Origin of the sequence: Leifsonia poae, from assembly GCF_050632865.1 — a bacterium.
GTDB lineage: Bacteria > Actinomycetota > Actinomycetes > Actinomycetales > Microbacteriaceae > Leifsonia > Leifsonia poae_B.
In genome coordinates this window covers 1034589-1058542 of sequence record NZ_JBODSA010000001.1, presented here as the reverse complement: position 1 = coordinate 1058542, position 23954 = coordinate 1034589, and the positions used below count along the sequence as shown (strand labels likewise).

The window sequence follows — 23954 nt, the reverse complement described above, 5'->3', positions numbered from 1 at the left end:
TTTCCCCCGGCTGCGAAGCGCGCGGGCGGGGTGTGACCGTTCTCATGACGCGTAGGGGCTTTCCCCCAATTCCTTCATCCACCCCGCATGCCCTTGGGGGTCTTCCGGATGCCACCGCCCGCCCACCACGCGCACGCTCGTCGTGCGGGGGTCACTCGGCCGCCGCCACACCCGCAGGAGGACCCCATGACCGTCACCGAACCGCGCCCGGCCGCCGGGAGCGCCGCGCCCCAGATCCGCCCCTTCCACTACACCGCCTCAGACGACGAGCTCGCCAATCTCAAGCGCCGCATCCTCGCCACCCGCTGGCCCGAACGGGAGACCGTGGACGACACGTCGCAGGGGGTCCGGCTCGACGTCATGCGTGCCCTCGCCGACTACTGGGCGAACGAGTACGACTGGCGGGCGATGGAGGCGCGGCTCGCCGGGCTGGACCAGTTCGTCACCGAGATCGACGGACTCGACATCCACTTCATCCACGTCCGGTCGCCGCACGAGGAGGCGCTGCCGATGATCGTCACCCACGGCTGGCCGGGGTCCATCATCGAGCAGCTGAAGATCGTCGGACCGCTGACCGACCCGACCGCGCACGGCGCCGACGCGTCCGACGCCTTCCACCTCGTCATCCCCTCGCTCCCCGGGCACGGCTTCTCGGGCAAGCCGGACGCGACGGGATGGGACCCCATCCGGATCGCGAAGGCCTGGGCGCAGCTCATGGAACGGCTCGGCTACGACCGCTACGTCGCCCAGGGCGGCGACTGGGGCAACGCCGTCACGGAGCAGCTGGCACTGCTGCAGCCTCCCGGACTCGTCGGCATCCACACCAACATGCCGGCGACCGTGCCCGACGCCATCCAATCCGCCCTCGACGCCCACCAGGACCCGCCGGCCGACCTGAACGACGAGGAGCGGGGCGCCTGGGACCAGCTGGCCTACTTCTACGCGCACGGGCTGGCCTACGCGCAGGAGATGGGCAACAAGCCGCAGACGCTCTACGCGCTCGCCGACTCCCCCGTCGGCCTTGCGGCGTGGATGCTCGACCACGATGCGCGCAGCTACGACATGATCGCCCGCGTCTTCCAGGGCGGCTCCGAGGGGCTGAGTCGCGACGACGTGCTCGACAACGTGACGCTCTACTGGCTCACGAACACCGCCGTCTCCTCCGCCCGGCTGTACTGGGAGAGCAAGCTCGCGTTCTTCGCGCCGAAGGGCGTGCCGCTGCCCACCGGCGTGAGCGTCTTCCCGGATGAGATCTACGCGGCACCGCGGACGTGGGCGACCGCGGCGTACCCGCACCTCATCCACTTCAACCGCCTCGACCGCGGCGGCCACTTCGCCGCCTGGGAGCAGCCGGAGCTGTTCTCGCAGGAGGTCCGCGCGACGTTCCGGTCGCTGCGGTGAGCGGGGCGGATCCGCTGCCGGTGCAGCAGGTCGACGCCGGCGAGCTGAACGTCGGCTACGCGGATGCGGGAGCGCCCGATGCTCCTCCCGTGCTGCTGCTGCACGGCTGGCCCTACGACCTCCACTGCTACGACGGCGTCGTCCCGTTGCTCGTCGACGCGGGGTTCCGCGTGGTCGTGCCGTACCTCCGCGGGTACGGGACGACCAGGTTCCGCGACCCGGGGGCGCTGCGGAACGGACAGCCGGCCGCGCTCGCATCCGACGCCCTCGCGCTCCTCGACGCCCTCGGCATCGACGCGGCGCTCATCGGCGGTTGTGATTGGGGCGCCCGGACGACGAACGTCCTCGCCGCGCTCTGGCCCGAGCGCGTCCTCGGCCAGGTCACCGCGAGCGGCTACCTCGTCGCCGGGCAGGCCGCCAACGCGCATCCGCTGCCGCCCGCGAGCGAGTTGGCGTGGTGGTACCAGTACTACTTCGCCACCGAGCGGGGACGCGAAGGCTACGACCGGTACCGGGACGACTTCGCCCGCCTGATCTGGCGAACCGCGTCGCCGGAGTGGGCGTTCACCGACGCCGACTTCGAGCGCAGCCGGCCGGCGTTCGCCAACCCGGACCACGTCGACATCGTCATCCACAACTACCGCTGGCGCCTCGGTCTCGCGCCCGGCGACCCGCGGTTCGACGACGTGGAGGAACGGCTCGCCGCCCGGCCCCCGATCGCCGTCCCGGCGATCACCCTCGAGGGCGACGCCAACGGCGCCTTCCACCTCGAGCCCGCCGCCTACCGTGACCGGTTCACCGGGCCCTACGAGCACCGGACCATCGGCGGCGGAGTCGGCCACAACCTCGCGCAGGAGGCACCGCGAGCCTTCGCCGACGCCGTGATCGACACCGCCCGCATGGCCGGGATCCTCGCCCGCGGATCGGAGGAGGCGTCCGGTGTCCGATGACCGCTCCCGCGGGCTGTTCCGTTCGATTGCGCACCGGCTCGCCGGCGACGAGGAGGCTCTGCCGGATGAGGGCCGCCTCCCGTCGTTCTCCCGGGCGACCGGGTGGCTGAACAGCGAGCCGTTGACGCCGGAGGGGCTGCGCGGCCGCGTGGTGCTCGTCGACTTCTGGACGTACACGTGCGTCAACTGGCTGCGGACCCTCCCGTACCTCCGTGCCTGGCACGAGAAGTGCGCGGACGACGGGCTCACCATCCTCGGCGTGCACACGCCCGAGTTCGGCTTCGAGCACGACCGCAGCAATGTGGTCGCGCGGACCGCAGCGCTCGGGGTGCGTTACCCGGTCGCGGTGGACGACGACTACGGCGTGTGGGGCGACTTCGCCAACCACTACTGGCCCGCCGTCTACCTCGCTGACGCGGACGGCATCCTCCGGTACCACCACTTCGGCGAGGGCGAGTACGCGCGCACCGAGATGATGATCCAGCGGCTGCTGAGGGACGCGGGAGCTCACGATGTCGACCTCGACCTGGTGATGGTCGACCCGGTGGGGCTGGAGGTCGCCGCGGACTGGCGCGACCTCCGCTCGCCCGAGACGTACCTGGGCTACGCGCAGAGCAGCGGCTTCGTCGACGAGTCGCCCGACCGGTACGACCGGCCGGAACGGTACACGGCCGACCGACGGCTGCCGCTGAACGCCTGGACGCTCGACGGCCTGTGGACGCAGGCGCGGCACGCCGCCGTGCTCGGCGAGGCGGACGGCGGGGTGGCTTTCGCCTTCCAGGCCCGGGATGCGAATCTCGTCATGGGTCCGACACCGGCCGGCACGAGCATCCCGTTCCGGGTGCTCCTCGACGGCGAGCCGCCGGGCGACGCCCACGGGACCGATGTGGATGCAGAGGGCCGCGGCGTGCTCGACCGGCAGGACACGTTCCAGCTGGTCCGCCAGACCGGCCCGATCCGCCAGCGGGTCGTGGAGCTGCGGTTCGACGCGCCCGGGGCGGAGGCCTACTGCTTCACCTTCGGGTGAGGAGCGGCTGCCCGTTCACGCGATCCCGTGCCGCAGGGCGTACGCGGTGGCCTCGCTTCGCCGGGCCACCCCGATCTTGCGGTAGAGGCTGGTGATGTGGCGTTCGATGGTGCGGTCGCTCAGCCACAAGAGCGCCGCCATCTCCTTGTTGGACAGGCCCTGCGCGAGGAGACCCAGCACCTCCAGTTCGCGGCGGGTGAGGGAGGCGGCGAGCGGTGCGATCGCCGAGGCCGCCGCGGGCGTCGGCGGGGTGGCCACGGGCTGGGGCGTCGGCCGCTCGGTGTCGCGCGCCACCTGCTGCAGCCGCCTGGACAACGCCGCCAGCGCCGGCGACAGGTCGTCCATCAGTGACCGCAGCATCCGGTCCCGACGATCCAGCTCCCGCTCGGCGTCCCGCCGTGCCGCCTGCTCCCGCGCGATCCGCCGAGCGGTGTGCAGCGCGATCGCGGCCTGACCCACCGCGACCCGCAAGAGGTGCGTCTCGCGCTCGGTCGGGAAGTCCGGCCGCGGGGCGGAGACGGCGACCACGCCGGTGCCCCAGGGCAGCGTCAGATCGAGGGTGGCGACCTTCGCAATGTCGTCCGCGTCCGTGTCGTGCGAGCGGAGCGCACCCGTGGTCACGCCCGGGCGGCGTCCGGCGTTCTCACGTCCGTCACCGTCGATCGCCGCCAGCAGCCGCAGCCGAGCGGCGGGTCCGGACGGGCGCCAGGCTTCGAGTGCTTCTCCCTCGTCCGGTCCGGCGAACCGGGCGAACGCCGCATCCAGACGCAGCATCCCGACGAGCACGCTGAGCAGCCCGTCGGCGATCTCAGTCGGGGTGTGGTCGACCCAGAGGGAGGGCAGCGCCAGCAGCGCGCCGAGGTCGCGCATCCAGGTGCGGTCGTCAGCGTCCATCGCGGTCCTGCTCCCCCAGGAAGTCCTCCGGCGGCAGGAAGAACGGGTTCTCCTGCAGGCAGACGTGCCGGTAATGGTCGAGCACCCCGCCCGCGCAGGTCACGGTGTCCGCTGCACGTCCGCTGTCCGTCATGGTCCGTCATCCGCCCCGCTTCGCGAGGGTAGTGCAGGCCGCTCGGCCCGCACAACGGCCGACCGACCGTTCCGCCGCCGAGGCCCGGCGGCTACGCTCGCAGCATGACGAACAAGACGCCGCGCGAAGAAGAGATCCAAAAGGAGCAGGAGGCGAAGGACGCCGAGAAGGAGCGCCTGGAGCAGGAGGAGGAGCGCCGGCTGCGCTGACGCCGGTCTGCCGCCGGTGAACGACCACCACGAGTACCTGGTCGTATACGACTACGGAATGGGCGGCCTGTGGGGCTTCGTCAGTGCACCGTCCGCAGAGGCCGTACGAGAGCGCTACCCGGAGTTGGCCGTCGTCGACGATCCACCCGAATGGATGGACGCAGACACGCTCGCGGAACTCCGCGCGACGCGCACGCCCGGCATCGACGATCCCACGACGGGGATTCTCGCCGTCGTGGTGCGAGATCGGAGAAGCCCGTAGCGGCCCCCGCGCTGACCGCTCCTTGCCCCCCAGGGCCCCGACCCGGTACAGTCGGGAACCCTGCGCCACCGGGCGCAGGCAGCCCACGCTGACGAACGCCGAACGGAAGGACACGCGATGAGCCCCCTGCAGCTGAGCTCTCTGCAGTACGCGCAGCGCGACAATCGCTTCCGCGCGCTCGAGCGCATCCGGGGTCTGTAGCACCATTGCCGCAGCCCCGCCGTTCGAGGACCGGGGCTGTCCTTCCTTCGCGTCTCGCGTCGGTCCGGCCGTCCCGGCCGCACACCGATGAAGAGACGAAAGGATCATGGAAAGAATCTCGAACCGCCTGCTGAGCTGGGCCTCCCTGCTGGAGGACTCCACGCGCACCCAGGCGGTCACCACCTCGCGGATGCCGTTCATCCACCCGCACCTCGCCCTGATGCCGGACGCGCACCTGGGCCTGGGTGCGACGGTCGGGTCGGTCATCCCGACGCTCGGCGCCATCATGCCGGCCGCCGTCGGGGTCGACATCGGCTGCGGGATGATCGCCGTCCGCACGCAGTTCACCCGCGACGACGTGGCGGCCATCACGACGCCGCTGTCGGTGCTGCGGACGGACATCGAGCGCGCCATCCCGCTGTCGGCCGGCGCCCGCAACCGGAAGATCGTCGCGACCGCCGAGCCGCGCATCGCCGAACTCACCCGGATGGCCGAGGAGGCCGGGTTCGACCCGGCCGAGCACAGGCGCGACTGGGAGTACCAGCTGGGGACGCTCGGCTCCGGCAACCACTTCATCGAGGTGAGCCTGGATGAGGACGACGCCGTGTGGCTGTTCCTGCACTCGGGCTCGCGCGGCGTGGGCAACCGGATCGCCGGCCACCACATCGCCGTCGCCCAGGAGCTGATGCGAAGGTGGTGGATCGAGCTCCCCGACAAGGACCTCGCCTACCTGGTGGAGGGCACGGCCGAATTCGACGCGTACATCGCCCAGCTGCGGTGGGCGCAGCACTTCGCCCTGCTCAACCGCGAGGAGATGATGGACCGCCTGGTGCGGCAGACGTCGGAGTGGTTCGGCACGCCGGTGATCGAGCAGGGGCGCATCAACTGCCACCACAACTTCACGGAGCGGGAGACCCACTTCGGCAGGGAGGTGTGGGTGTCGCGGAAGGGCGCGATCTCGGCGCGTCCGGGGCAGCCCGGGCTGATCCCGGGCTCGATGGGCACCGCCTCCTACGTCGTCGCGGGGAAGGGAAATCCGCTGTCGCTGCACTCGTCGCCGCACGGCGCCGGGCGGCAGTTCTCGCGGTCGGCGGCGCGCAAGCGCTTCACCGTGGAGCAGCTTCGGGAGGCGATGACGGGGATCGAGTTCCGCGACACCGACGCCTTCCTGGACGAGATCCCGCAGGCCTACAAGCCGATCGACCAGGTGATGGCGGACGCCGCGGACCTCGTCGAGGTGCGGCACACGCTGCGTCAGCTCGTCAACGTCAAGGGCGACTGACCGGCGCGGGCGGCACGTCACGCCACATGGTCGTGACGGCCGCCCCATCGATCACCGAACGGAAGCCGCCGAGCGGGCGGAACCCCGCCCGCTCGTAGCGGTGGTCGTTGGCGGGGTTCGTGGACTCCAGATAGGCGGGGATGCCCTGCTCGTCGAAGGCGCGCAGGCTCTCGGCCAGCAACTGCTGGCCGATCCCGCGGCTGCGGTGGTCGGGGTGCGTTGCCAGCAGGCTCAGGTACATGTGGGACCGGTCGTGCGGGTGGGACTCCTCGAACCGCTCCCAGAGGCGCTGGTACGCCTCGAAGCGGTCGGGCGTCAGCGTCCGCCGCATCAGGGCGTCGGCCTCGGCCTCCTGCTCATCGGTCAGCTCGGGGACCTCCGGCGGGAGCCAGATCGCGACGGTCGCCGCCTCGCCGTCCGGACCGTCGGCGAGGCGGACCGCGCCATGCGGGATGGCGCCCTCGACGAAGAAACGCCAGAACGGCTCCAGGTGGCCGGTGCTCCCGTCAGCCGCCTCGAGCGCGGGACCCCAGACCGGGTCGTCCCGGAACGCGAGCGCGATCGTCGTGGTGATCGCATCGACGTCGGCGGGCGTGGCGCTGCGGCTCTGCATACCGAGAACTGTAGCGGCAAAGAAAAGACCCCCGGCGGAGCGTTTCCGCTCTCGACCGGGGGTTTCGGTGGATCTGAGGGGACTCGAACCCCTGACCCCCTGCATGCCATGCAGGTGCGCTACCAGCTGCGCCACAGACCCAGAGTGTGTTCCGTTCGGGCCGTTCGGACCTCCCGGGACAACTCCTCAAGCCTACTACATCGCAGGCGCGAGAAAAAACTGAGGGCTACTCGGCCGATTCGTGGACCGGCAGCTGGATCGGGAGCACCGGGCAGTCCTTCCACAGCCGCTCCAGCGCGTAGTACATGCGGTCCTCCTCGTGGAAGACGTGCACGACCAGGTCGCCGAAGTCGAGCAGCACCCAACGGCCCTCGGCCTTGCCCTCTCGACGGAGGGTCTTGACGCCGGCCTCGTTGAGCTTGTCCTCGACCTCGGAGGCGATCGCGAGCACGTTGCGCTCGACGCGGCCGCTGGCCAGCAGGAACGCGTCGGTCAGCGGCAGCGGGCCGGAGACGTCGAGGGCGACGAGATCCTGCGCGCCCTTCGAGTCGGCGGCGGCGGCTGCCACCTGCAGGATGTCCCGGGCGTGCTGGGATGCGGTCACAGAGAGTCCTCCGGTCGCGTTCGGTGCGAGGGTGATGCGTAGATGGATGCGGACGCGCGGATGATCAGAACACCTTCAGGACGTAGGCCGCGACGAGCAGCCCGATGACGCCGACGGCGAGGACGCCCGCGACGGTCATCAGGATGACCGGGAGGGCGTTGCCGCGCTTCTTGGGCGGCGCGATGACGCCGCGGGTCGAGGTGTGCGTGCTGATGGCGCGGGATGCCCGCACCGGCTGCACCTCGGACGTGTTGAACTCGTTCTCCTCGCCGTCGAGCAGGCGGTCGATGTCGGAGGAGTCGATGCGGTCGGGGTGCGCGCCGGTCGCGCCCATGCCGCGAGGCAGGTCGATGGATCCGGTGACCAGGATCTCGCCCGTCTGGGTGAGCGGCGAGCTGACATCCGGCTGCGGGATGACCGGCAGGATGAGCGCGTTCGTCGTGGTCGCGGCCGTCGACTGCGTGACGTTGCGGGTCGTGATCGGCTGGTTCTGGTCGTCGAGCTCGGCCGCGGTCGACCAGTGGCCGGTCGGCGGGGTGAACGGGCGGCGCTCCTGCGCGGAGGTGTCCTCCTCCGCGTCGACCGGGGCAGCTGCAGCGGACGCGGCCTGCGCGGGCGCAGGCGTCTCCGCCTTGGGCGCAGTCGGCGCGCCGAACGCGGCGAACGGCGATGTGGAGCTCTGGGTCACCGTGGTCTCGGGCTCGGCGGTGCGCGAGGCGCCCGGAGCGGAGGACGGGGTCAGCGGGGCGAACGGCCATGCCGACTTCTCGCTGGTCGACGGAGCGTCGGCCTCGGCCGGAGCGGCGGCGCTGGACGCCGCGGGAGCGGCCGCCGCCGTCTCGGCGCCGTTCGCCGCCTCGGACTCGGGGCCGGAGGTGAACGTCACCGGGAACACCGGCTCGCCGACCGCGGCCGGGTGGTTGGCCTGCGCGTTCGCCTGCTGGGCCTGCAGCATGGCGCGGAGCTCACGCCGGGTGAGCGTGCGCTCGGGAACTGAATCGCCGGCTGCGGGTGCGTTCGTCGCCGACGCCGGGGCGCTGGAAGCGGCAGCGGGCGCCGCCGAGTCGGCGGGCTGGAGGATCGCCATCGGCTGGGTCACGGGCTCGGGCTGCGAGGGGTCGGGCGCCTGGCGGAACAGGCCGAAGGAGTTGCCCGAGGGCGACGAGACACCGGGCTCGGCGAAGGCGCTCGCGGGGATGGCGGGACGCTCGTCCGCCTGGGCCGCCGGAACGGCAGCCTTGGGCGCGCCGGTCTCAGGTGCAGCAGCCTCGGGCACGGCGGTCTCAGCCGCAGCGGTCTCGACCGTGGGCGCTGCGTCGTCGTCACGCTGCCCGGACGTGGTCATCTCCGGGATCTGGCCCGCAGGGGTCGGCTCAGCCGTGCCCGCGCGACGCGAGCGCTCGAACTCCCGTGCCTGTCGCCGCGTCTGCGCCTGCGGCTGGCCCGTCGGCGGCTGTTCAGGCCACGATGTCATGCCACGCTCCGATACAGATGGTGCTTGGAGATGTACTGAACGACCCCATCCGGCACGAGGTACCAGACCGGGAATCCCCTGCTGACCCGGCTCCTGCAATCGGTCGAGGAGATCGCCAGGGCCGGAACTTCCAACAAGCTTACGTCCTGCTCCGGTAATCCAGAAATACTCAAGTCGTGTCCCGGACGACTCACAGCTACGAAGTGCGCGAGCTCCCACAGCTCGGCGACGTCGCGCCAGCTGAGGATCTGCGCGATCGCGTCCGCTCCCGTGATGAAGAACAGCTCGGCATCCGGACGTTCCTCGTGCAGATCGCGCAGCGTGTCGATCGTGTAGGTGGGACCGCCGCGGTCGATGTCGACGCGGCTGACGGTGAACCGAGGGTTGGACGCGGTGGCGATCACGGTCATCAGGTAGCGGTGCTCCGCCGGGGTGACCGGTCCCTTCTGCCACGGCTGGCCGGTCGGCACGAACACGACCTCGTCCAGGTCGAACGATTGGGCGACTTCGCTGGCGGCGACCAGGTGGCCGTGGTGGATCGGGTCGAAGGTGCCGCCCATCACGCCGATCCGAGGCCGGCCCGTCTGCGTCAGTTCCATGCCGGCGTCAGCCCGCGCGCGGGCCGGCTCAGTGTCCCTGGGTCGGGTGGCCGGTGCCGTGGTGCGTGGCACCCGGGGCGCCGGCGTGCGCGGCCGCGTCGGGGGCGGAGCGGTGGCTGTGCCGGTTGGCGACGTCCTTGAAGCTCCAGATCACGAACGCGAGCGAGATGAAGATGACGATCGCGATGGCGCCGAACGCCCAGGCCGGCATCGGGAGCTCGACGTGCGTCTCGGCCTCGGCGAGGACGGTCGTCAGGAATGACATCGTGCGTGGTCCTTTCTGCGGGCCTCACGGCCCGATGACGAGTCTAGCGGTCGCCTACGCCCGGATCTGGCCGGACCCGCGGACGATCCACTTGGTGCTGGTGAGCTCGGGCAGCCCCATCGGCCCCCGCGCGTGCAGTTTCTGGGTCGAGATGCCGACCTCGGCGCCGAACCCGAACTCGCCGCCGTCGGTGAACCGCGTCGAGGCGTTGACCATGACGACGGCCGAATCGACCTCGGCGAGGAAGCGCTCGGCGTTCTCGAGGTCGCTTGTGATGATCGACTCGGTGTGCTGCGTCGAGTAGCGGCGGATGTGGTCGATCGCCTCGTCGAGGTCGTCGACGACCTTGACCGAGATGTCGAGGCTCATGTGCTCCGTGGCGTAGTCCTCGTCGGTGACCGGCACCCCGTCCGGGGCGAACGGCAGCGCGCGCTCGTCGGCGTGGATGGTGACCCCGGCCTCCCGCAGCGCGCCGAGGACCGGCGGCAGCAGCCGGTCGGCGGCGGCACGGTGCACGAGCAGCGTCTCGACCGCGTTGCACACGCTCGGCCGCTGGACCTTGGCGTTGCGCACGATGTCGACCGCCCAGTCCTCGCGGGCCGACTCGTCGAGCACCACGTGCACGACGCCGGCGCCGGTCTCGATGACCGGGACGGTGGACTGGGTGACGACCGTCTGGATGAGGTCGGCACTCCCCCGCGGGATGAGGACGTCGACGAAGCCGCGCGCCGTCATCAACTCGGCCGCGCCCTCCCGACCGAAGTCGTCGATGGTCTGCACCGCGTCGGCGGGCAGACCCGCCGATGCCAGAGCCTCCTGGATGACCCGCACCAGCACGCGGTTGGTCTCGATCGCGGCACTTCCGCCGCGCAGCACCGCCGCGTTGCCGCTCTTGATCGCGAGCGCCGCGATGTCGATGGTCACGTTGGGCCGCGCCTCGTAGATCGCGCCGACGACGCCGAACGGCACGCGCACCTGCGTGATCTTGACGCCGTTCGGCAGAGCGCTGCCGCGCACCGCCTGGCCGACCGGATCGGTCAGCCCGACGACCTCGAGCACCGCGTCGGCGAGGCCCTGCAGGCGCGCCGGGCTCAGCGTCAGCCGGTCGAGGAGCCCCGTCGACAGGCCGTTCTCGCGGCCGTTCGCCAGGTCGAGCTCATTGGCGGCGAACACCTCGTCGGAGGCTGCGAGCACGCCGTCGGCGATCGCCCGCAGCGCGCGGTTCTTCTGCTCGGTGTTGGCCACGGCCAGCGCGCGCGACGCGGTCTTGGCAGCGGCCAGCCGCTCCTGCAGCGACAGCGTGGCGGCGGGCGCCTGGGTGATCGAGGACATGCGTCGATACTAGGACGCGGCGGCGTCCGAGGTGACGGCCGACGACGAACCTGTGGACAACCCGTCCTCGGTCGGCGCGGGCGCGAACCACGTGCCGACCTGCTCGCCCCGCAGCGCCTGCGAGACGAGCGAGGTCGCAGTGAGGACGACGGCCGTTCCGCGCTCGGCGGCCTGCCGCGCCGCAGACACCTTGGTCACCGCTCCCCCGCTGCCGACACCGGAGAGCCCCGTGGACCCGATCTCGACTCCGGCCAGCTCGTCGTCCCAGCCGACGTGCTCGATGCGCTCGGCGCCCGCCTCGTGCGGCGGCCGCGTGTACAGAGCATCCACATCCGACAGCAGCACCAGGAGGTCCGCCTCGACCAGCAGCGCGACCAGCGCCGCCAGGCGGTCGTTGTCACCGAACCGGATCTCGTGCGTCGCCACCGTGTCGTTCTCGTTGACGATGGGCAGGATGCGCAGGTCGAGCAGCCGTTCCATGGCCCGCTTCGCGTTGCTCCGGTGTGTCGGGTTCTCCATGTCGCCGGCGGTCAGCAGCACCTGGCCGGCGACGATGTCGTAGCGGTCGAGGCTGTCCTGGTAGCGGTAGATCAGCACGTTCTGGCCGACCGCGGCCGCCGCCTGCTGGGTGGCGAGATCGGTGGGACGCTCGGAGAGCGACAGGTACGGGATGCCGGTCGCGATGGCGCCGGACGACACGAGGATGACCTGGGTGCCGCGGCCATGCGCCTCGGCGAGGGCGTCGACCAGCGGCGCGATCTGACCGGCGTTCTCGCCGCTGATGGACGACGAGCCCACCTTGACGACGATGCGCCGGGCGGTCGGGATCTGGCTGCGGTCGTCGATCGTCATCCCTCGCTGCTCTCCTCCTCCGCCGTGCGCACGGCGTTCTCGTCGTAGCTGTCGTCCTGCCAGAGGCCGGCCTCGCGTTCGCGCAGCAGCTCCTCGCGGGCCTCGGCCTTGGCGTCCATCCGGTCGAAGTAGTCCTCGCGACGCTGGTTGCGTGTCGGCCGGGCGTTCGTGTCCAGGCGGGCGTCGGTGCCGCGCGGCGCGGTGATGAGCTCGGCGGTCGAGGTGAGCGTGGGCTCCCAGTCGAACACGACGCCGTTGTTCCGGCCGATGACGACGGTGGACCCGGCCACGGCACCGGCGCGCACCAGCGCGTCCTCCACGCCCAGCTTCGCCAGACGGTCGGCCAGATAGCCCACGGCCTCGTCGTTCGCGAAGTCGGTCTGGGCGACCCAGCGCTCGGGCTTCGCGCCCAGGATGCGGTAGACGGGACCGTCGGTGCCGCCCTCGACCTTGACCACGTAGCCGGAGTCGTCGACGGCTTTCGGGCGGATGACGATGCGGGGACGCGCCTGCTCCAGCTCCAGCTGCTCCGTGCGCGCCTTCTCGACGATTTCGGCCAGCGCGAACGACAGCGGACGCAGCCCCTCGTGGCTGACGGTGGAGATCTCGAACACGCGGTAGCCGCGCTGCTCGAGCTCCGGGCGGACGAACTCGGCGAGCTCGCGAGCATCCGGGACGTCGATTTTGTTGAGGGCGATCAGCTGCGGGCGCTCCAGCAGCGGCGTCTGGCCCTCGGGCACGGGATAGGCGGCGAGCTCGGCGAGGATGACGTCGAGGTCGCTCAGCGGGTCGCGGCCGGGCTCGAGGGTCGCGCAGTCGAGCACGTGGAGCAGCGCCGAGCACCGCTCGACGTGGCGCAGGAATTCGAGGCCGAGGCCGCGTCCTCGCTCGCGCCCTCGATGAGGCCGGGGACGTCGGCGACGGTGTAGCGGACGTCGCCCGCCTGCACCACGCCCAGGTTCGGGTGGAGCGTCGTGAACGGGTAGTCCGCGATCTTCGGCTTGGCCGCGGAGAGGGCGGCGATGAGGCTCGACTTGCCGGCCGACGGGTAGCCGACGAGGGCGATGTCGGCGACGGTCTTGAGCTCGAGGCGGATGTCGCCCTCCCACCCGGGGGTGCCGAGCAGGGCGAAGCCGGGCGCCTTGCGCTTCGGGTTCGCCAGAGCCGCGTTGCCGAGTCCGCCGACGCCGCCGGCCGCCGCGACGAAGCGCATGCCCGGCTCGGTGAGGTCGGCGAGCTCCACGCCGTCCTCGTCCTTGACGACGGTGCCGACCGGAACGGGCAGTTCGAGGTCTTCGCCGGTGTGACCGCTGCGGTGGTCTCCCATCCCGAACCCGCCGTTGTCGCTCGCGCGGTGCGGGTGGCGGTGGTAGCCGAGCAGGGTGGTGACCTGCGGGTCGGCGACGAGGACGATGTCTCCGCCGTTGCCGCCGTTGCCGCCGTCGGGGCCTGCCAGCGGCTTGAACTTCTCGCGACGGACCGAGACGCACCCGTTCCCGCCGTTGCCCGCGCGCAAGTGCAGTGTCACGCGGTCGACGAAGGTCGCCATGGTGCTCTCCTAGATTGTGGTGAAACGCGGATGGGCGGGCCGAAGCCCGCCCATCCGGAAGTGGTGCTCGTGGGGAGGCTCAGGCCTCGGCAGCCACGATGTTGACGACCTTGCGGCCGCCCTTGTTGCCGAACTCGACCGCGCCGGCGGCGAGGGCGAACAGCGTGTCGTCGCCGCCACGGCCGACGTTCACGCCGGGGTGGAAGTGCGTGCCGCGCTGGCGGACCAGGATCTCACCCGCGTTGACGGTCTGGCCGCCGAAGCGCTTCACGCCGAGGCGCTGCGCGTTGGAGTCGCGGCCGTTGCGAGTGGAGCTCGCTCCCTTTTTGTGTGCCATGTCTTCTTCTCCTCGAGAACGGTCTGTCGGCTACTTGATGCCGGTGATCTTGACGCGCGTGAGCTCCTGACGGTGGCCCTGGCGCTTCTTGTAGCCGGTCTTGTTCTTGAACTTCTGGATGTGGATCTTCGGGCCGCGGAGGTCGCCCAGGACCTCGGCGGTCACGACGACCTTCGCGAGCGACTTGGCGTCGGAGGTGATCGTGTCACCGTCGACCAGCAGCACCGGCGCGAGCTGGACCGTGCCGTTCTCGTCGGCCTTGATGCGGTCCATCGTCACGATGGTGCCGACCTCGACCTTCTCCTGCCGGCCACCGGCGCGCACAACTGCGTAAACCACTTGTCAGTACCTTTTCGTCGGGGAACAGTTCCCGGCGCTGCCGCGGACCTGGTCCTGCTCTTCTACTTTGTTGGATATCACTGGCGAGTCCGCCCGTTCGCGTGTTGCGACCGACGGCTCTCAGAAAACCATGTTGGCGGCCGAGCAGCACCCGGCACACACCAACGGTCAACTTTACCCGACGCCCAGGCCACCGTCAATTCGGTGGGAAGCCTTCCGGCCGGTGTCGGAGCCCGTTCCTACAATCATTCTATGACGGTCCTGATCGATCCCCGGCATGGCCGGCCCACGGCATGTTGTGGTCGCATCTGGTCAGCGACGCGTCGCTCGACGAACTGCACGCCTTCGCGGCCGCGAACGAGGTGCCGCGGCGCGCGTTCGATCTCGACCACTACGACGTGCCGGACAAGCGCCACGACGAGCTCGTGGCCGCCGGGGCGCACCCCGTCTCCGGCCACGAGCTCGTGTCGCGACTCATTGCCAGCGGTCTGCGGGTGAAGGCCCGCGACCGCGTCCGGCGGCACTGACGCCCTACTCGCCCTTCGGGGCCAGCTCGCCGCCGGCGATGACCGCGGTGCTTGCGCGACGGCTGCGGCTGCGACCCTGTCCCGGCTCCTTGGGAGCGGGCAGCGCGTCGAGCACGGAGTCGAGCAGCAACTCGGTCTCGTGCTGCGACGGCCGCTGCGGCGCCTGGACGGGCGCGGGCTCGGGGAGCTCGATGAGCGGGATGCCCGCGTCGGCGGCGTCGTGCGCGGCCTCCGGAGCCTCCGCCTGCGTCGCCGGCTCCTGCGAAGCAGCCTGCTGCTCCGGCGCCTGCTGACGGTCGGCGCCGCCCTTGCCCTTGCGGCGACGCTTCTTGGCCGTGACCTCGGTCACCGTCACCTCCGCGACGGTCACCTCCGACACCTCCACCTGCTCGCCCTCGGACGGCTTCGCGTCGTCCTCGTGGTGGTGGATGGTCGACGCCGCGATCTTGGCCAGCGCGTTCTTGGCGTCGTCGGTGATCTCATGCGTGCCGGCGTGGCCGTTCCCGTTGCCGTTGGAGCCGGCCGGCGATCCGCCGTTACCGTTCCCGTTTCCGGATCCGCCGTTGCCGCCGCGGCCGCGACGGCGCTCGTTGGACGGCTGCTGCTGCGGCTGGCGGTGCTTCACCACCGGGTCGTGGTGGACGATCACGCCACGACCGGCGCAGACCTCGCACGCCTCGCTGAAGGTCTCCAGCAGGCCGAGGCCGAGCTTCTTGCGGGTCATCTGGACGAGTCCGAGCGAGGTGACCTCGGCGACCTGGTGCTTGGTCCGGTCGCGGCTCAGGCACTCCACCAGGCGGCGGAGGACGAGGTCGCGGTTCGACTCGAGCACCATGTCGATGAAGTCGACGACGATGATGCCGCCGATGTCGCGGAGGCGCAGCTGGCGGACGATCTCCTCCGCGGCCTCCAGGTTGTTCTTGGTGACCGTCTCTTCCAGATTGCCGCCGGAGCCGACGAACTTACCGGTGTTGACGTCCACGACGGTCATCGCCTCGGTGCGGTCGATGACGAGCGAGCCGCCCGAGGGCAGCCACACCTTGCGCTCCAGCGCCTTCTCGATCTGCTCCGTGATGCGGTACTCGTCGAACGCGTCGCGCTCGCCCTCGTACGGCTCCACGCGATCGAGCAGGTCGGGAGCGACCTGGCGGAGGTAGTTCTCGATGGTCTGGCGCGCGTCGTCGCCGGCGATGATCAGCTTCTGGAAGTCCTCGTTGAAGACGTCGCGGATGATCTTGATCAGGAGGTCCGGCTCGCTGTGCAGCAGCGCGGGAGCCTGCTGCGTCTCGACGCGCTGGCTGATGTCAGCCCACTGCGCGGTCAGACGGTTGACGTCGAGCGTCAGCTGCTCCTCGGTGGCCCCCTCGGCGGCGGTGCGCACGATCACGCCGGCGCTCTCGGGCAGCACCTCCTTGAGGATCTTCTTGAGGCGCGCGCGCTCGGTGTCCGGGAGCTTGCGGCTGATGCCGTTCATGGAGCCGTTAGGCACGTACACGAGGTAGCGGCCGGGCAGCGAGATCTGGCTGGTGAGGCGGGCGCCCTTGTGGCCGACCGGGTCCTTGGTGACCTGCACGAGGACGCGGTCGCCCGCCTTCAGCGCCAGCTCGATGCGGCGCGGCTGGTTGCCGGTCTCGACGGCATCCCAGTCGACCTCGCCGGAGTACAGCACGGCGTTGCGCCCACGGCCGATGTCCACGAACGCGGCCTCCATGCTCGGGAGGACGTTCTGGACGCGGCCCAGGTAGACGTTGCCGATGAGCGACGCCTCCTGCGAGCGGGCGACGTAGTGCTCGACGAGGACCTTGTCCTCCAGCACGCCGATCTGGATGCGGCCGCCCTTGGAGCGGACCACCATCTGCCGATCGACGGACTCGCGGCGGGCCAGGAACTCGGCCTCGGTGATGACGGGACGGCGGCGGCCGGCGTCACGGCCGTCGCGGCGGCGCTGCTTCTTCGCCTCGAGGCGCGTGGAGCCCTTTACCTTCTGCGGCTCGGTGATGAGCTCCGGCTCACGCGGTGTGCGCACCTTGACCACGGTGTTGGCCGGGTCGTTGGCCCCTTCGCGGCCGGATTCCCCGGCGCGGCGGCGGGAGCGGCGGCGGACGCCGGTGGGCGGCTCCTCCTCGCCCTCCGGGAGCGGCGGGAGCGGCAGGATGTCCGGTGCCTGGAAGAGCAGGGTGGTCGGCGGCAGGCCGGGCGCGGAGGCTGCGGCCGGCGTCTCGGCGTCGCCCAGCTTCTCCGGCAGCGCCGGGGGCTCGGGCGTCACGGGCGCGGTCGGGTCGACCTGCGCCGCGGGCGCCGCCTGCTCGGTCGCCGCCTGCTCCGGTGCGGCCTGGGCCTGCTCGGCCACCGCCCCCACCTCAGGCTCGTCAGCGGCCGGAGCGACGGTCTCGGAAACGCTCGGAGCCGCCTTCCTCACCACGCGTCGCGTGCCGAAGAGGCCCTTGCGCTTCCGTCCTCCCGTCTCCGTCTCGTTGTCGTTCGTGTTGTCGATATTCTCGTTATCCACCATCGCTGGTGCACTCCTCGACCGGCGGCGGTTCCCCGCTCGCCGGGTACTCTCCGTCGGGAGGCGGCGCGTGCGGCGCCTCCCTCAATCCTGTTCGGATGCCGCCGGGCTCGTGGCGCGGCAGGCCTCCTTCTCACTGTTCTCCGCCGGCCTCTACGGCCGGCCTTTCACTGGGCGCTCCAGGCGCCCACAAGCCTTTGTCGTTCCTCCCGGCCGGAGCCGGGACGACTGCTGCAACGATTATCGCACGGGCCGCGCTTCCGGCGTTCCTCTCCCAGGGCGACACGCAGGCGGCGTGCCATAATCCGAGGGTGTCCGACCTTCCCACCGAGGCCGCCTACCGCCGCCCGACCGCTCTCGCTGTCTTCCTCATCGTCGCCGGGGCCATCGGCCTCTGGGCCGCGTTCATGCTCACGGTGGACAAGTTCCACCTTCTCGAGGACCCGAATGCGCAGTTGTCCTGCAACTTCTCGGTGCTGGTCGGCTGCTCCAAGAACCTGAACTCCTGGCAGGGCTCGCTGCTCGGCTTCCCGAACCCGCTGCTCGGGATCGGCGGCTGGACGGCCACGATCGCCGTCGGCGTCGGTCTGCTCGCGACCCGCGCGCGCTTCGCCCGCTGGTACTGGATCGCCTTCAACGTCGGCGTGCTGCTTGCGCTGGTGCTCGTGATCTTCCTGATCACGCAGTCCCTGACGGTGCTGAACGTGCTGTGCCCGTGGTGCATGGTCACCTGGGTCGTCACCATCCCGACGTTCTGGGCGGTGACGCTGTACAACCTCAAGGAGGGCAACATCCCGGTGCCGGAGCGCGCACGTCGTCTGTTCGGGACGCTCTACAGCTGGGTGCCCCTGATCACGATCGTCTGCTACGCGATCGTCGCCGTGCTGGCGCAGATCCAGCTCGACTGGATCCACCGCGCGTTCATCTGAGCCTCTGGCTGACGCAACACGCCGTCCGGCCAGGTGGCGGGACGGCGTGTCGCGTCATGCAGAGGCGGGCGGCGGGTCAGCCAAACCAGAGAGCGAGCTCGCGCTGCGCCGACTCGGGCGAGTCGGAGCCGTGCACGAGGTTCTGCTGGACCTTCAGGCCCCAGTCGCGGGCCAGGTCGCCGCGGATGGTACCGGGTGCGGCGGTCGTGGGGTCGGTCGCACCGGCGAGAGAGCGGAAGCCCTCGATGACGCGGTTGCCCGCGAGGCGGATGGCCACGATCGGGCCGGACTCCATGAACTCGACCAGCGGCTCGTAGAACGGCTTGCCCTCGTGCTCGGCGTAGTGCTGCGCGAGCAGGTCGCGGTCGGCCTGCAGCATCCGCAGGTCGACGAGCGAGTAGCCCTTCGCCTCGATGCGGCGCAGGATCTCGCCGGTCAGGCTGCGAGCGACGCCGTCCGGCTTGATGAGGACGAGGGTTTCCTCGACGGCACTGGTCATGGGTTCTCCGTTCCGTTGCCGGCAGCCCGTGCGGCTGCCTGATTGTTTCGGTCGATGCGCGCGGCGGCGATCATGCAGTACGCCCACATGGCGGTGAAGATCGCGCCGACGATGAAGAAGGCGGGGACGAGGAGGCCGGCGGCGACGAGGACCACCTGCGCGATCCATCCGAGCACCACGCCGAGGGTGCTCCGCAGCAGTCCGATCGCGATGATCATGAGGACGATCAGCGCTGCTCCCCCGCCGAGCGCGACCCACGCGGGCAGCGCCTGCAGGCCGAACAGCACCAGCGCGCCGAGGAACACGACGAGCAGTTCGAAGCCGAGGACGATAGACCCCAGCATCTCGCGGAGGGAGCGCTGACGGCGGGGCCGCCCGGGCTTCGGCGCGGGCGCGGGTGCGGGTGCCGGCTCGGGCTCGGGAGCGTCGGTCACGACGCCGCCTGCTTCCACTCCTGCTCCTCGGCGTACGCCATCGCCTGGCCGACCAGCACGATGCTGCCGGCGACGACGACGGCGCGCTTCGGTCCGTCCTGAGCCCACTCCCGGGCGCCCTCTAGCGCGTCGATGGCGTCCGAGTAGACGATGACCGCCTCGTCGCCGACCTCGTCACGGACGACGTCGCCGAAGTCCTCCGCGTCCCGTGCCCGGTCGGAGCCGGGCTGCGTCACGAAGAACTGGGTCGCCACCGGCGCCAGCGCGCGGATCACGCCCCGCGCGTCCTTGTCCTCCAGGATGCCGACGACGAACGTGATCTCGTCGAAGTCGAAGTAGCTGCGCAGGGCGTCGGCGAGCACCTGAGCGCCCGCCGGGTTGTGCGCGGCGTCCACGAGGATGCTCGGCTCGATGCCGATGAGCTGCAGGCGTCCGGGCGAGGTCGCCGTGGCGAACCCCTCCTCGACCAGGTCGGCCTTGAGCGGCTGCGTGCCACGGCCGAGGAAGGTCTCGACCGCTGCGACCGCCACCGCGGCGTTCTGCGCCTGGTGGTCGCCGTAGAGCGGCAGGAAGACGTCCTCGTAGGTGGCCGCTCGGCCGCGGACGGTGACGAGCTGGCCGCCGACGGCGACGCGCGTCGCCGCGACGTCGAAGTCGCGCGGCTGCTCGGCGAAGGTCGACTCCGTGAGTTCGGAGGCCTCCCGCAGCACGCGGTCCGCCTCCGGCGTCTGCGACGACGACACGACGTCGGCCGACGGCTTGATGATGCCGGACTTGGTGCGGGCGATCTCCTCGACGGTGTCGCCGAGCGCCTTGGTGTGGTCCAGCGCGATCGGGGTGAAGACCGCGACCTGGCCGTCGCCGACGTTGGTCGAGTCCCACTCGCCGCCCATGCCGACCTCGATCACCGCGACGTCCACGGGGGCGTCCGCGAAGGCGGAGAAGGCGAGCGCGGTCAGCGCCTCGAAGAACGTCAGGGGCGCCTTGCCCTGCTCCTCCAGCTCCGCGTCCACGATGTCGAGGTAGGGGCTGATGTCGTCCCAGTTGCGCACCAGCGCCTCGTCCCCGATGGGCTCGCCGTCGATGACGATGCGCTCGTTGAAGCGCACCAGGTGCGGGCTCGTCAGCAGCCCCGTGCGGAGCCCGTAGGCGCGCAGCAGGCTCTCCGCGATGCGGCTCGTCGACGTCTTGCCGTTGGTGCCGGTGATGTGGATGATCGGGTACGCCCGCTGCGGGTCGCCCAGCAGTTCCACGGCGCGCCGGGTCGCGTCGAGGCGCCGCTCGGGCGCGCCCTCGCCGATGCGGGCGAGCAGCGCCTGGTAGACCTCGTCCGCGCGGTCGCGGAAGTCCTCGTCGTCGGTCACAGGGCCGCCTCCTCCACCTTGGTCACGCCGACCGTGAACGCGCCGGCGTTGGCGAACTGCCCGGCGCCGAAGCCCTGCGCGAAGGCCGCGTCCTGGTCCGATGCTCCCGCAGCCGAGACCTGCACCGCCAGGGCCAGCGTCTCGGTCGCGATGTCGACGTCGCCCGCGAGGCCGAGCGCGCGCGCGTCGTCCTCGTGCTCGAACGTCAGGCTCAGCCGGATGCGGTCGCTCACGTCGAGACCGGCCGCCTTGCGGGTGTCCTGCACGGCGCGGATGACGTCGCGGGCAAGTCCCTCGGCCTCCAGCTCCGGCGTGGTCGCGGTGTCGAGCAGCACGAAGCCGCCGCCCGCGAGCAGCGCGAGCGCGGAGCTGTCATCGCCGCTCCCCGCCGTCTCGAGAACGAGGTCGTACTCCCCCTCCACCAGGTCGATGCCGCCCACGGTCACGACGCCGTCCGCCTCGGACCAGTCGCCGGAGCGCGCGGCCTGGATGACCTGCTGCACCTGCTTGCCGAGGCGGGGTCCGGCCGCACGGGCGTTCACGGTCAGCTTGCTGGTGATGCCGTAGCGCGCCGCACTGTCGTCCTGCAGCTCGACCAGCTCGACCGCCTTGACGTTGAGCTCGTCGCGCAGGATGCCCTTGAACGGTCGCAGCGCCTCCGCGTTCTCCGCGACCACGGTCAGCGTCGCGAGCGGCAGACGCACACGGCGGCCGGCCTGCTTGCGCAGCGAGAGCGCGGTGGAGCTGATGGCGCGGATGCGGTCCATCGCGTCCACCAACGCGTCGTCGGCCGGGAACTCCGTCGCCTCCGGCCAGTCCGTGAGGTGGACGGAGCGGCCGCCGGTGAGGTCCTTCCAGATGCGCTCGCTGACGAGCGGCAGCAAGGGAGCTGCGACACGGGTCAGCGTCTCGAGCACCGTGTAGAGGGTGTCGAACGCCTCGGTTCCGCGCCCGTCCTCATCCACGCCCTCCCAGAAGCGGTCGCGCGAGCGGCGCACGTACCAGTTGGTGAGCACGTCGGCGAAGTCGCGCAGCTTGGCGGCGGCGAGCGTCGAGTCCAGGCCCTCCAGGTCGGCGGTCACGGCCTCGACCAGGTCGCGCGTCTTGGCGAGCAGGTAGCGGTCGAGCACGTCGGTGGACGTGGTGGAGCGCTTCGCCTCGTAGCCGGTCGCGTTGGCGTACAGCGAGAAGAAGTACCAGGTGTTCCACAGCGGCAGCAGCACCTGACGGACGCCCTCGCGGATGCCCTCCTCGGTGACGACGAGGTTGCCGCCGCGCAGCACCGGGCTCGACATCAGGAACCAGCGCATCGCATCCGAGCCGTCGCGGTCGAAGACCTCGTTCACGTCCGGATAGTTGCGCAGCGACTTCGACATCTTCTGCCCGTCGCTGCCGAGCACGATGCCGTGGCTGATCACGTTCTTGAACGCGGGCCGGTCGAACAGCGCCGTCGCGAGCGTGTGCAGCAGGTAGAACCAGCCGCGCGTCTGCCCGATGTACTCGACGATGAAGTCGGCCGGGTTGTGCGTTTCGAACCAGTCGTGGTTCTCGAACGGGTAGTGCACCTGCGCGAACGGCATCGACCCGGAGTCGAACCAGACGTCCAGCACGTCCGGGATGCGTCGCATCGTTGAGCGGCCCGTCGGGTCGTCCGGGTTCGGGCGCGTCAGCTCGTCGATGAAGGGTCGGTGCAGGTCAGGCTCTCCCGCCGCGTTGAGCGGCAGCCGTCCGAAGTCGCGCTCCAGCTCCTCCAGGGAGCCGTACACATCCACGCGCGGGTACGCCGGGTCGTCGCTCTTCCAGACCGGGATGGGCGAGCCGAAGTACCGGTTGCGCGAGACAGACCAGTCGCGCGCACCGGCCAGCCACTTGCCGAACTGGCCGTCCTTGACGTTCTCGGGCACCCAGGTGATCTGCTGGTTGAGCTCGCCCATCCGGTCGCGGAAGTCGGTGACGCGGACGAACCAGCTCGACACCGCCTTGTAGATGAGCGGATTGCGGCAGCGCCAGCAGTGCGGGTACGAGTGCTCGTAGCTCGCCTGGCGCAGCAGACGGCCCTGCTCCTTCAGCATCCGGGTCAGCGGCTTGTTCGCGTCGAACACCTGCAGGCCGGCGACCTCCGGCACGTCGGGCAGGAAGCGTCCGCCGTCGTCCACCGAGATGATGACCGGGATGCCGGCCTTCTCGGTGACGCGCTGGTCGTCCTCGCCGTAGGCCGGGGCCTGGTGGACGATGCCGGTGCCGTCCTCGACGGTGACGTAGTCGTCCACGAGGATGCGCCACGCGTTCTGCGTGCCCCACTTCTCGGTGTCGGCGTAGAAGTCCCAGAGGCGGTCGTACTCGACGCCTTCGAGCTCGGAGCCGCGGACGGTGCCGGTGACCGCCGCGAGGGCGTCGGTGGGCGACTCGTACCCGAGGTCCTTGGCGTAGTTGCCGAGGAGGCTCGCGGCGATCAGATAGCGGCCGCTCAGGACCTCCTGGTCCGGGTCGCCGTAGGAGTCGGCGGCGCCGTTCGGCCCGGAGGGGACGACGGCGTACTCGATGTCGGGGCCCACGGCCAGCGCGAGGTTGGTCGGGAGGGTCCACGGCGTGGTCGTCCAGGCGAGGGCGCGCACGCCGGTGAGGCCCAGGACCTCCGCCTTCTCGCCGACCAGCGGGAACGTCACCGTGACCGTCTGATCCTGACGCATCTTGTAGACGTCGTCGTCCATCCGCAGCTCGTGGTTGGACAGCGGAGTCTGGTCGCGCCAGCAGTACGGCAGCACGCGGTAGCCCTCGTAGGCGAGGCCCTTCTCGTGCAGCTGCTTGAAGGCCCAGATCACCGACTCCATGTAGGAGGTGTCGAGCGTCTTGTAGTCGTTGTCGAAGTCGACCCAGCGCGCCTGCCGGGTGACGTACTCGCGCCACTCGCGGGTGTAGCGGAGCACGGAGTCCTTCGCCGCCTGGTTGAACGCGGCGAGCCCCATCTCCTCGATCTGGCTCTTGTCGGTGATGCCGAGCTGCCGCTCGGCCTCGAGCTCGGCGGGGAGACCGTGGGTGTCCCAGCCGAAGCGGCGCTCGACCTTCTTGCCGCGCATGGTCTGGAAGCGCGGGAAGACGTCCTTGGCGTAGCCGGTCAGCAGGTGGCCGTAGTGCGGCAGGCCGTTGGCGAACGGCGGACCGTCGTAGAAGACCCACTCCTCGGCGCCGTCGCGGTTGTCGATGGAGGCGCGGAAGGTGCCGTCCTCGTCCCAGAACTTCAGGACGTCGGTCTCGATCTCGGGGAAGACGGGGCTGGCCACCACTTCGGGGCGGCGCTCTACGTCGGGGCGCTCGGCGGCGCCTTCGTTCGAGTCCGGTGCGGACTTGGGGTACGGCATCTCTCTCCTG

At 70.7% G+C, this 23954-nt stretch carries 22 protein-coding genes, 1 tRNA gene and 2 pseudogenes; 7 read left to right on the top strand and 18 right to left on the bottom strand.

Annotation, left to right across the window (positions count from 1 at the left end):
• Nucleotides 1-186: 186 nt before the first annotated feature.
• Genes ACRAWB_RS05340 through ACRAWB_RS05330 form a run of 3 tightly spaced genes read left to right on the top strand, consistent with a single transcriptional unit; the run spans nt 187 to nt 3378 of the window.
• The gene (locus ACRAWB_RS05340; protein ID WP_431352375.1) at nt 187-1401 is read left to right on the top strand and encodes an epoxide hydrolase family protein; all 1215 of its coding nucleotides are present in this window, start codon (nt 187-189) and stop codon (nt 1399-1401) included.
• Nucleotides 1398-2351, top strand: coding sequence for an alpha/beta fold hydrolase (locus ACRAWB_RS05335; RefSeq protein ID WP_431352374.1), 954 nt, complete (start codon nt 1398-1400; stop codon nt 2349-2351). Before ACRAWB_RS05340 ends, ACRAWB_RS05335 begins: the two co-directional genes overlap by 4 nt.
• On the top strand, nt 2341-3378 hold the full coding sequence (locus ACRAWB_RS05330) for a thioredoxin (protein ID WP_431352373.1): 1038 nt from the start codon (nt 2341-2343) through the stop codon (nt 3376-3378). The genes ACRAWB_RS05335 and ACRAWB_RS05330 overlap by 11 nt, the downstream gene beginning before the upstream one ends.
• A gap of 15 nt (nt 3379-3393) precedes the next feature.
• Here ACRAWB_RS05330 and ACRAWB_RS05325 read toward each other — a convergent pair whose 3' ends face one another.
• On the bottom strand, nt 3394-4272 hold the full coding sequence (locus tag ACRAWB_RS05325) for a response regulator transcription factor (protein ID WP_431352372.1): 879 nt from the start codon (nt 4270-4272) through the stop codon (nt 3394-3396).
• Nucleotides 4262-4405 carry a hypothetical protein gene (locus ACRAWB_RS05320; protein WP_431352371.1) on the bottom strand — a complete coding sequence of 48 codons (144 nt, stop codon included), beginning with the start codon at nt 4403-4405 and terminating at the stop codon, nt 4262-4264. The genes ACRAWB_RS05325 and ACRAWB_RS05320 overlap by 11 nt, the downstream gene beginning before the upstream one ends.
• 225 nt (nt 4406-4630) lie before the next feature.
• Here ACRAWB_RS05320 and ACRAWB_RS05315 point away from each other — a divergent pair, with 225 nt between their 5' ends.
• Nucleotides 4631-4876 (top strand): hypothetical protein, encoded by a 246-nt coding sequence (locus ACRAWB_RS05315; protein ID WP_431352370.1) that lies wholly within the window; start codon nt 4631-4633, stop codon nt 4874-4876.
• A 307-nt stretch (nt 4877-5183) separates the two neighbouring features.
• Nucleotides 5184-6359 carry an RtcB family protein gene (locus ACRAWB_RS05310; RefSeq protein ID WP_431352369.1) on the top strand — a complete coding sequence of 392 codons (1176 nt, stop codon included), beginning with the start codon at nt 5184-5186 and terminating at the stop codon, nt 6357-6359.
• Here the strand turns inward: ACRAWB_RS05310 and ACRAWB_RS05305 are convergent.
• The 11 genes and pseudogenes from ACRAWB_RS05305 to rplU form a co-directional block, all read right to left on the bottom strand.
• Complete coding sequence (locus tag ACRAWB_RS05305; protein WP_431352368.1) at nt 6346-6972, bottom strand: GNAT family N-acetyltransferase; 627 nt, start codon at nt 6970-6972, stop codon at nt 6346-6348. The two genes, ACRAWB_RS05310 and ACRAWB_RS05305, sit on opposite strands and share 14 nt — an antisense overlap.
• Nucleotides 6973-7040: 68 nt before the next feature.
• Nucleotides 7041-7113: transfer RNA gene (locus ACRAWB_RS05300), tRNA-Ala, on the bottom strand.
• Between the two features lie 85 nt (nt 7114-7198).
• Entirely contained in the window at nt 7199-7576 is a 378-nt protein-coding gene (rsfS, locus tag ACRAWB_RS05295) for a ribosome silencing factor (RefSeq protein ID WP_431352367.1), read from the bottom strand.
• Nucleotides 7577-7640: 64 nt separating this feature from the next.
• A complete protein-coding gene (locus tag ACRAWB_RS05290; protein WP_431352366.1) occupies nt 7641-9050 on the bottom strand; it encodes a hypothetical protein in 1410 nt (469 codons plus the stop codon).
• On the bottom strand, nt 9047-9649 hold the full coding sequence (gene nadD / locus ACRAWB_RS05285) for a nicotinate-nucleotide adenylyltransferase (protein ID WP_431352711.1): 603 nt from the start codon (nt 9647-9649) through the stop codon (nt 9047-9049). Before nadD ends, ACRAWB_RS05290 begins: the two co-directional genes overlap by 4 nt.
• Before the next feature lie 28 nt (nt 9650-9677).
• A complete protein-coding gene (locus ACRAWB_RS05280; RefSeq protein WP_431352365.1) occupies nt 9678-9914 on the bottom strand; it encodes a hypothetical protein in 237 nt (78 codons plus the stop codon).
• A 54-nt stretch (nt 9915-9968) separates the two neighbouring features.
• Nucleotides 9969-11246, bottom strand: a complete 1278-nt coding sequence (locus ACRAWB_RS05275; RefSeq protein ID WP_431352364.1) for a glutamate-5-semialdehyde dehydrogenase — start codon at nt 11244-11246, stop codon at nt 9969-9971.
• A gap of 9 nt (nt 11247-11255) precedes the next feature.
• On the bottom strand, nt 11256-12098 hold the full coding sequence (gene proB / locus ACRAWB_RS05270) for a glutamate 5-kinase (RefSeq protein ID WP_431352363.1): 843 nt from the start codon (nt 12096-12098) through the stop codon (nt 11256-11258).
• Nucleotides 12095-13647 (bottom strand): annotated as a pseudogene (gene obgE, locus ACRAWB_RS05265) (GTPase ObgE). Before obgE ends, proB begins: the two are co-directional and overlap by 4 nt.
• 79 nt (nt 13648-13726) lie before the next feature.
• Nucleotides 13727-13984, bottom strand: a complete 258-nt coding sequence (rpmA, locus tag ACRAWB_RS05260; RefSeq protein WP_285117004.1) for a 50S ribosomal protein L27 — start codon at nt 13982-13984, stop codon at nt 13727-13729.
• A gap of 30 nt (nt 13985-14014) precedes the next feature.
• Complete coding sequence (rplU, locus tag ACRAWB_RS05255; RefSeq protein ID WP_431352362.1) at nt 14015-14323, bottom strand: 50S ribosomal protein L21; 309 nt, start codon at nt 14321-14323, stop codon at nt 14015-14017.
• Nucleotides 14324-14575: 252 nt separating this feature from the next.
• Here rplU and ACRAWB_RS05250 point away from each other — a divergent pair.
• A pseudogene (locus ACRAWB_RS05250) lies at nt 14576-14850 on the top strand (DUF4031 domain-containing protein).
• A gap of 4 nt (nt 14851-14854) precedes the next feature.
• On the opposite strand, the gene ACRAWB_RS05245 reads toward ACRAWB_RS05250, so the two are convergent.
• Complete coding sequence (locus ACRAWB_RS05245) at nt 14855-17362, bottom strand: Rne/Rng family ribonuclease (RefSeq protein WP_431352361.1); 2508 nt, start codon at nt 17360-17362, stop codon at nt 14855-14857.
• 308 nt (nt 17363-17670) lie between these two features.
• Here ACRAWB_RS05245 and ACRAWB_RS05240 point away from each other — a divergent pair, with 308 nt between their 5' ends.
• The gene (locus ACRAWB_RS05240) at nt 17671-18288 is read left to right on the top strand and encodes a vitamin K epoxide reductase family protein (RefSeq protein WP_431352360.1); all 618 of its coding nucleotides are present in this window, start codon (nt 17671-17673) and stop codon (nt 18286-18288) included.
• A gap of 76 nt (nt 18289-18364) precedes the next feature.
• Here ACRAWB_RS05240 and ndk read toward each other — a convergent pair whose 3' ends face one another.
• The 4 genes from ndk to ileS are packed head-to-tail and all read right to left on the bottom strand — an operon-like array spanning nt 18365 to nt 23944.
• Nucleotides 18365-18787: a nucleoside-diphosphate kinase gene (gene ndk, locus ACRAWB_RS05235; protein WP_363808710.1), complete on the bottom strand. Its 423-nt coding sequence runs from the start codon at nt 18785-18787 to the stop codon at nt 18365-18367.
• Complete coding sequence (locus ACRAWB_RS05230) at nt 18784-19221, bottom strand: DUF4233 domain-containing protein (RefSeq protein ID WP_431352359.1); 438 nt, start codon at nt 19219-19221, stop codon at nt 18784-18786. The genes ndk and ACRAWB_RS05230 overlap by 4 nt, the downstream gene beginning before the upstream one ends.
• Entirely contained in the window at nt 19218-20585 is a 1368-nt protein-coding gene (locus tag ACRAWB_RS05225; protein ID WP_431352358.1) for a bifunctional folylpolyglutamate synthase/dihydrofolate synthase, read from the bottom strand. Before ACRAWB_RS05225 ends, ACRAWB_RS05230 begins: the two co-directional genes overlap by 4 nt.
• The gene (gene ileS / locus ACRAWB_RS05220) at nt 20582-23944 is read right to left on the bottom strand and encodes an isoleucine--tRNA ligase (protein WP_431352357.1); all 3363 of its coding nucleotides are present in this window, start codon (nt 23942-23944) and stop codon (nt 20582-20584) included. Before ileS ends, ACRAWB_RS05225 begins: the two co-directional genes overlap by 4 nt.
• Between the last annotated feature and the right edge of the window lie 10 nt (nt 23945-23954).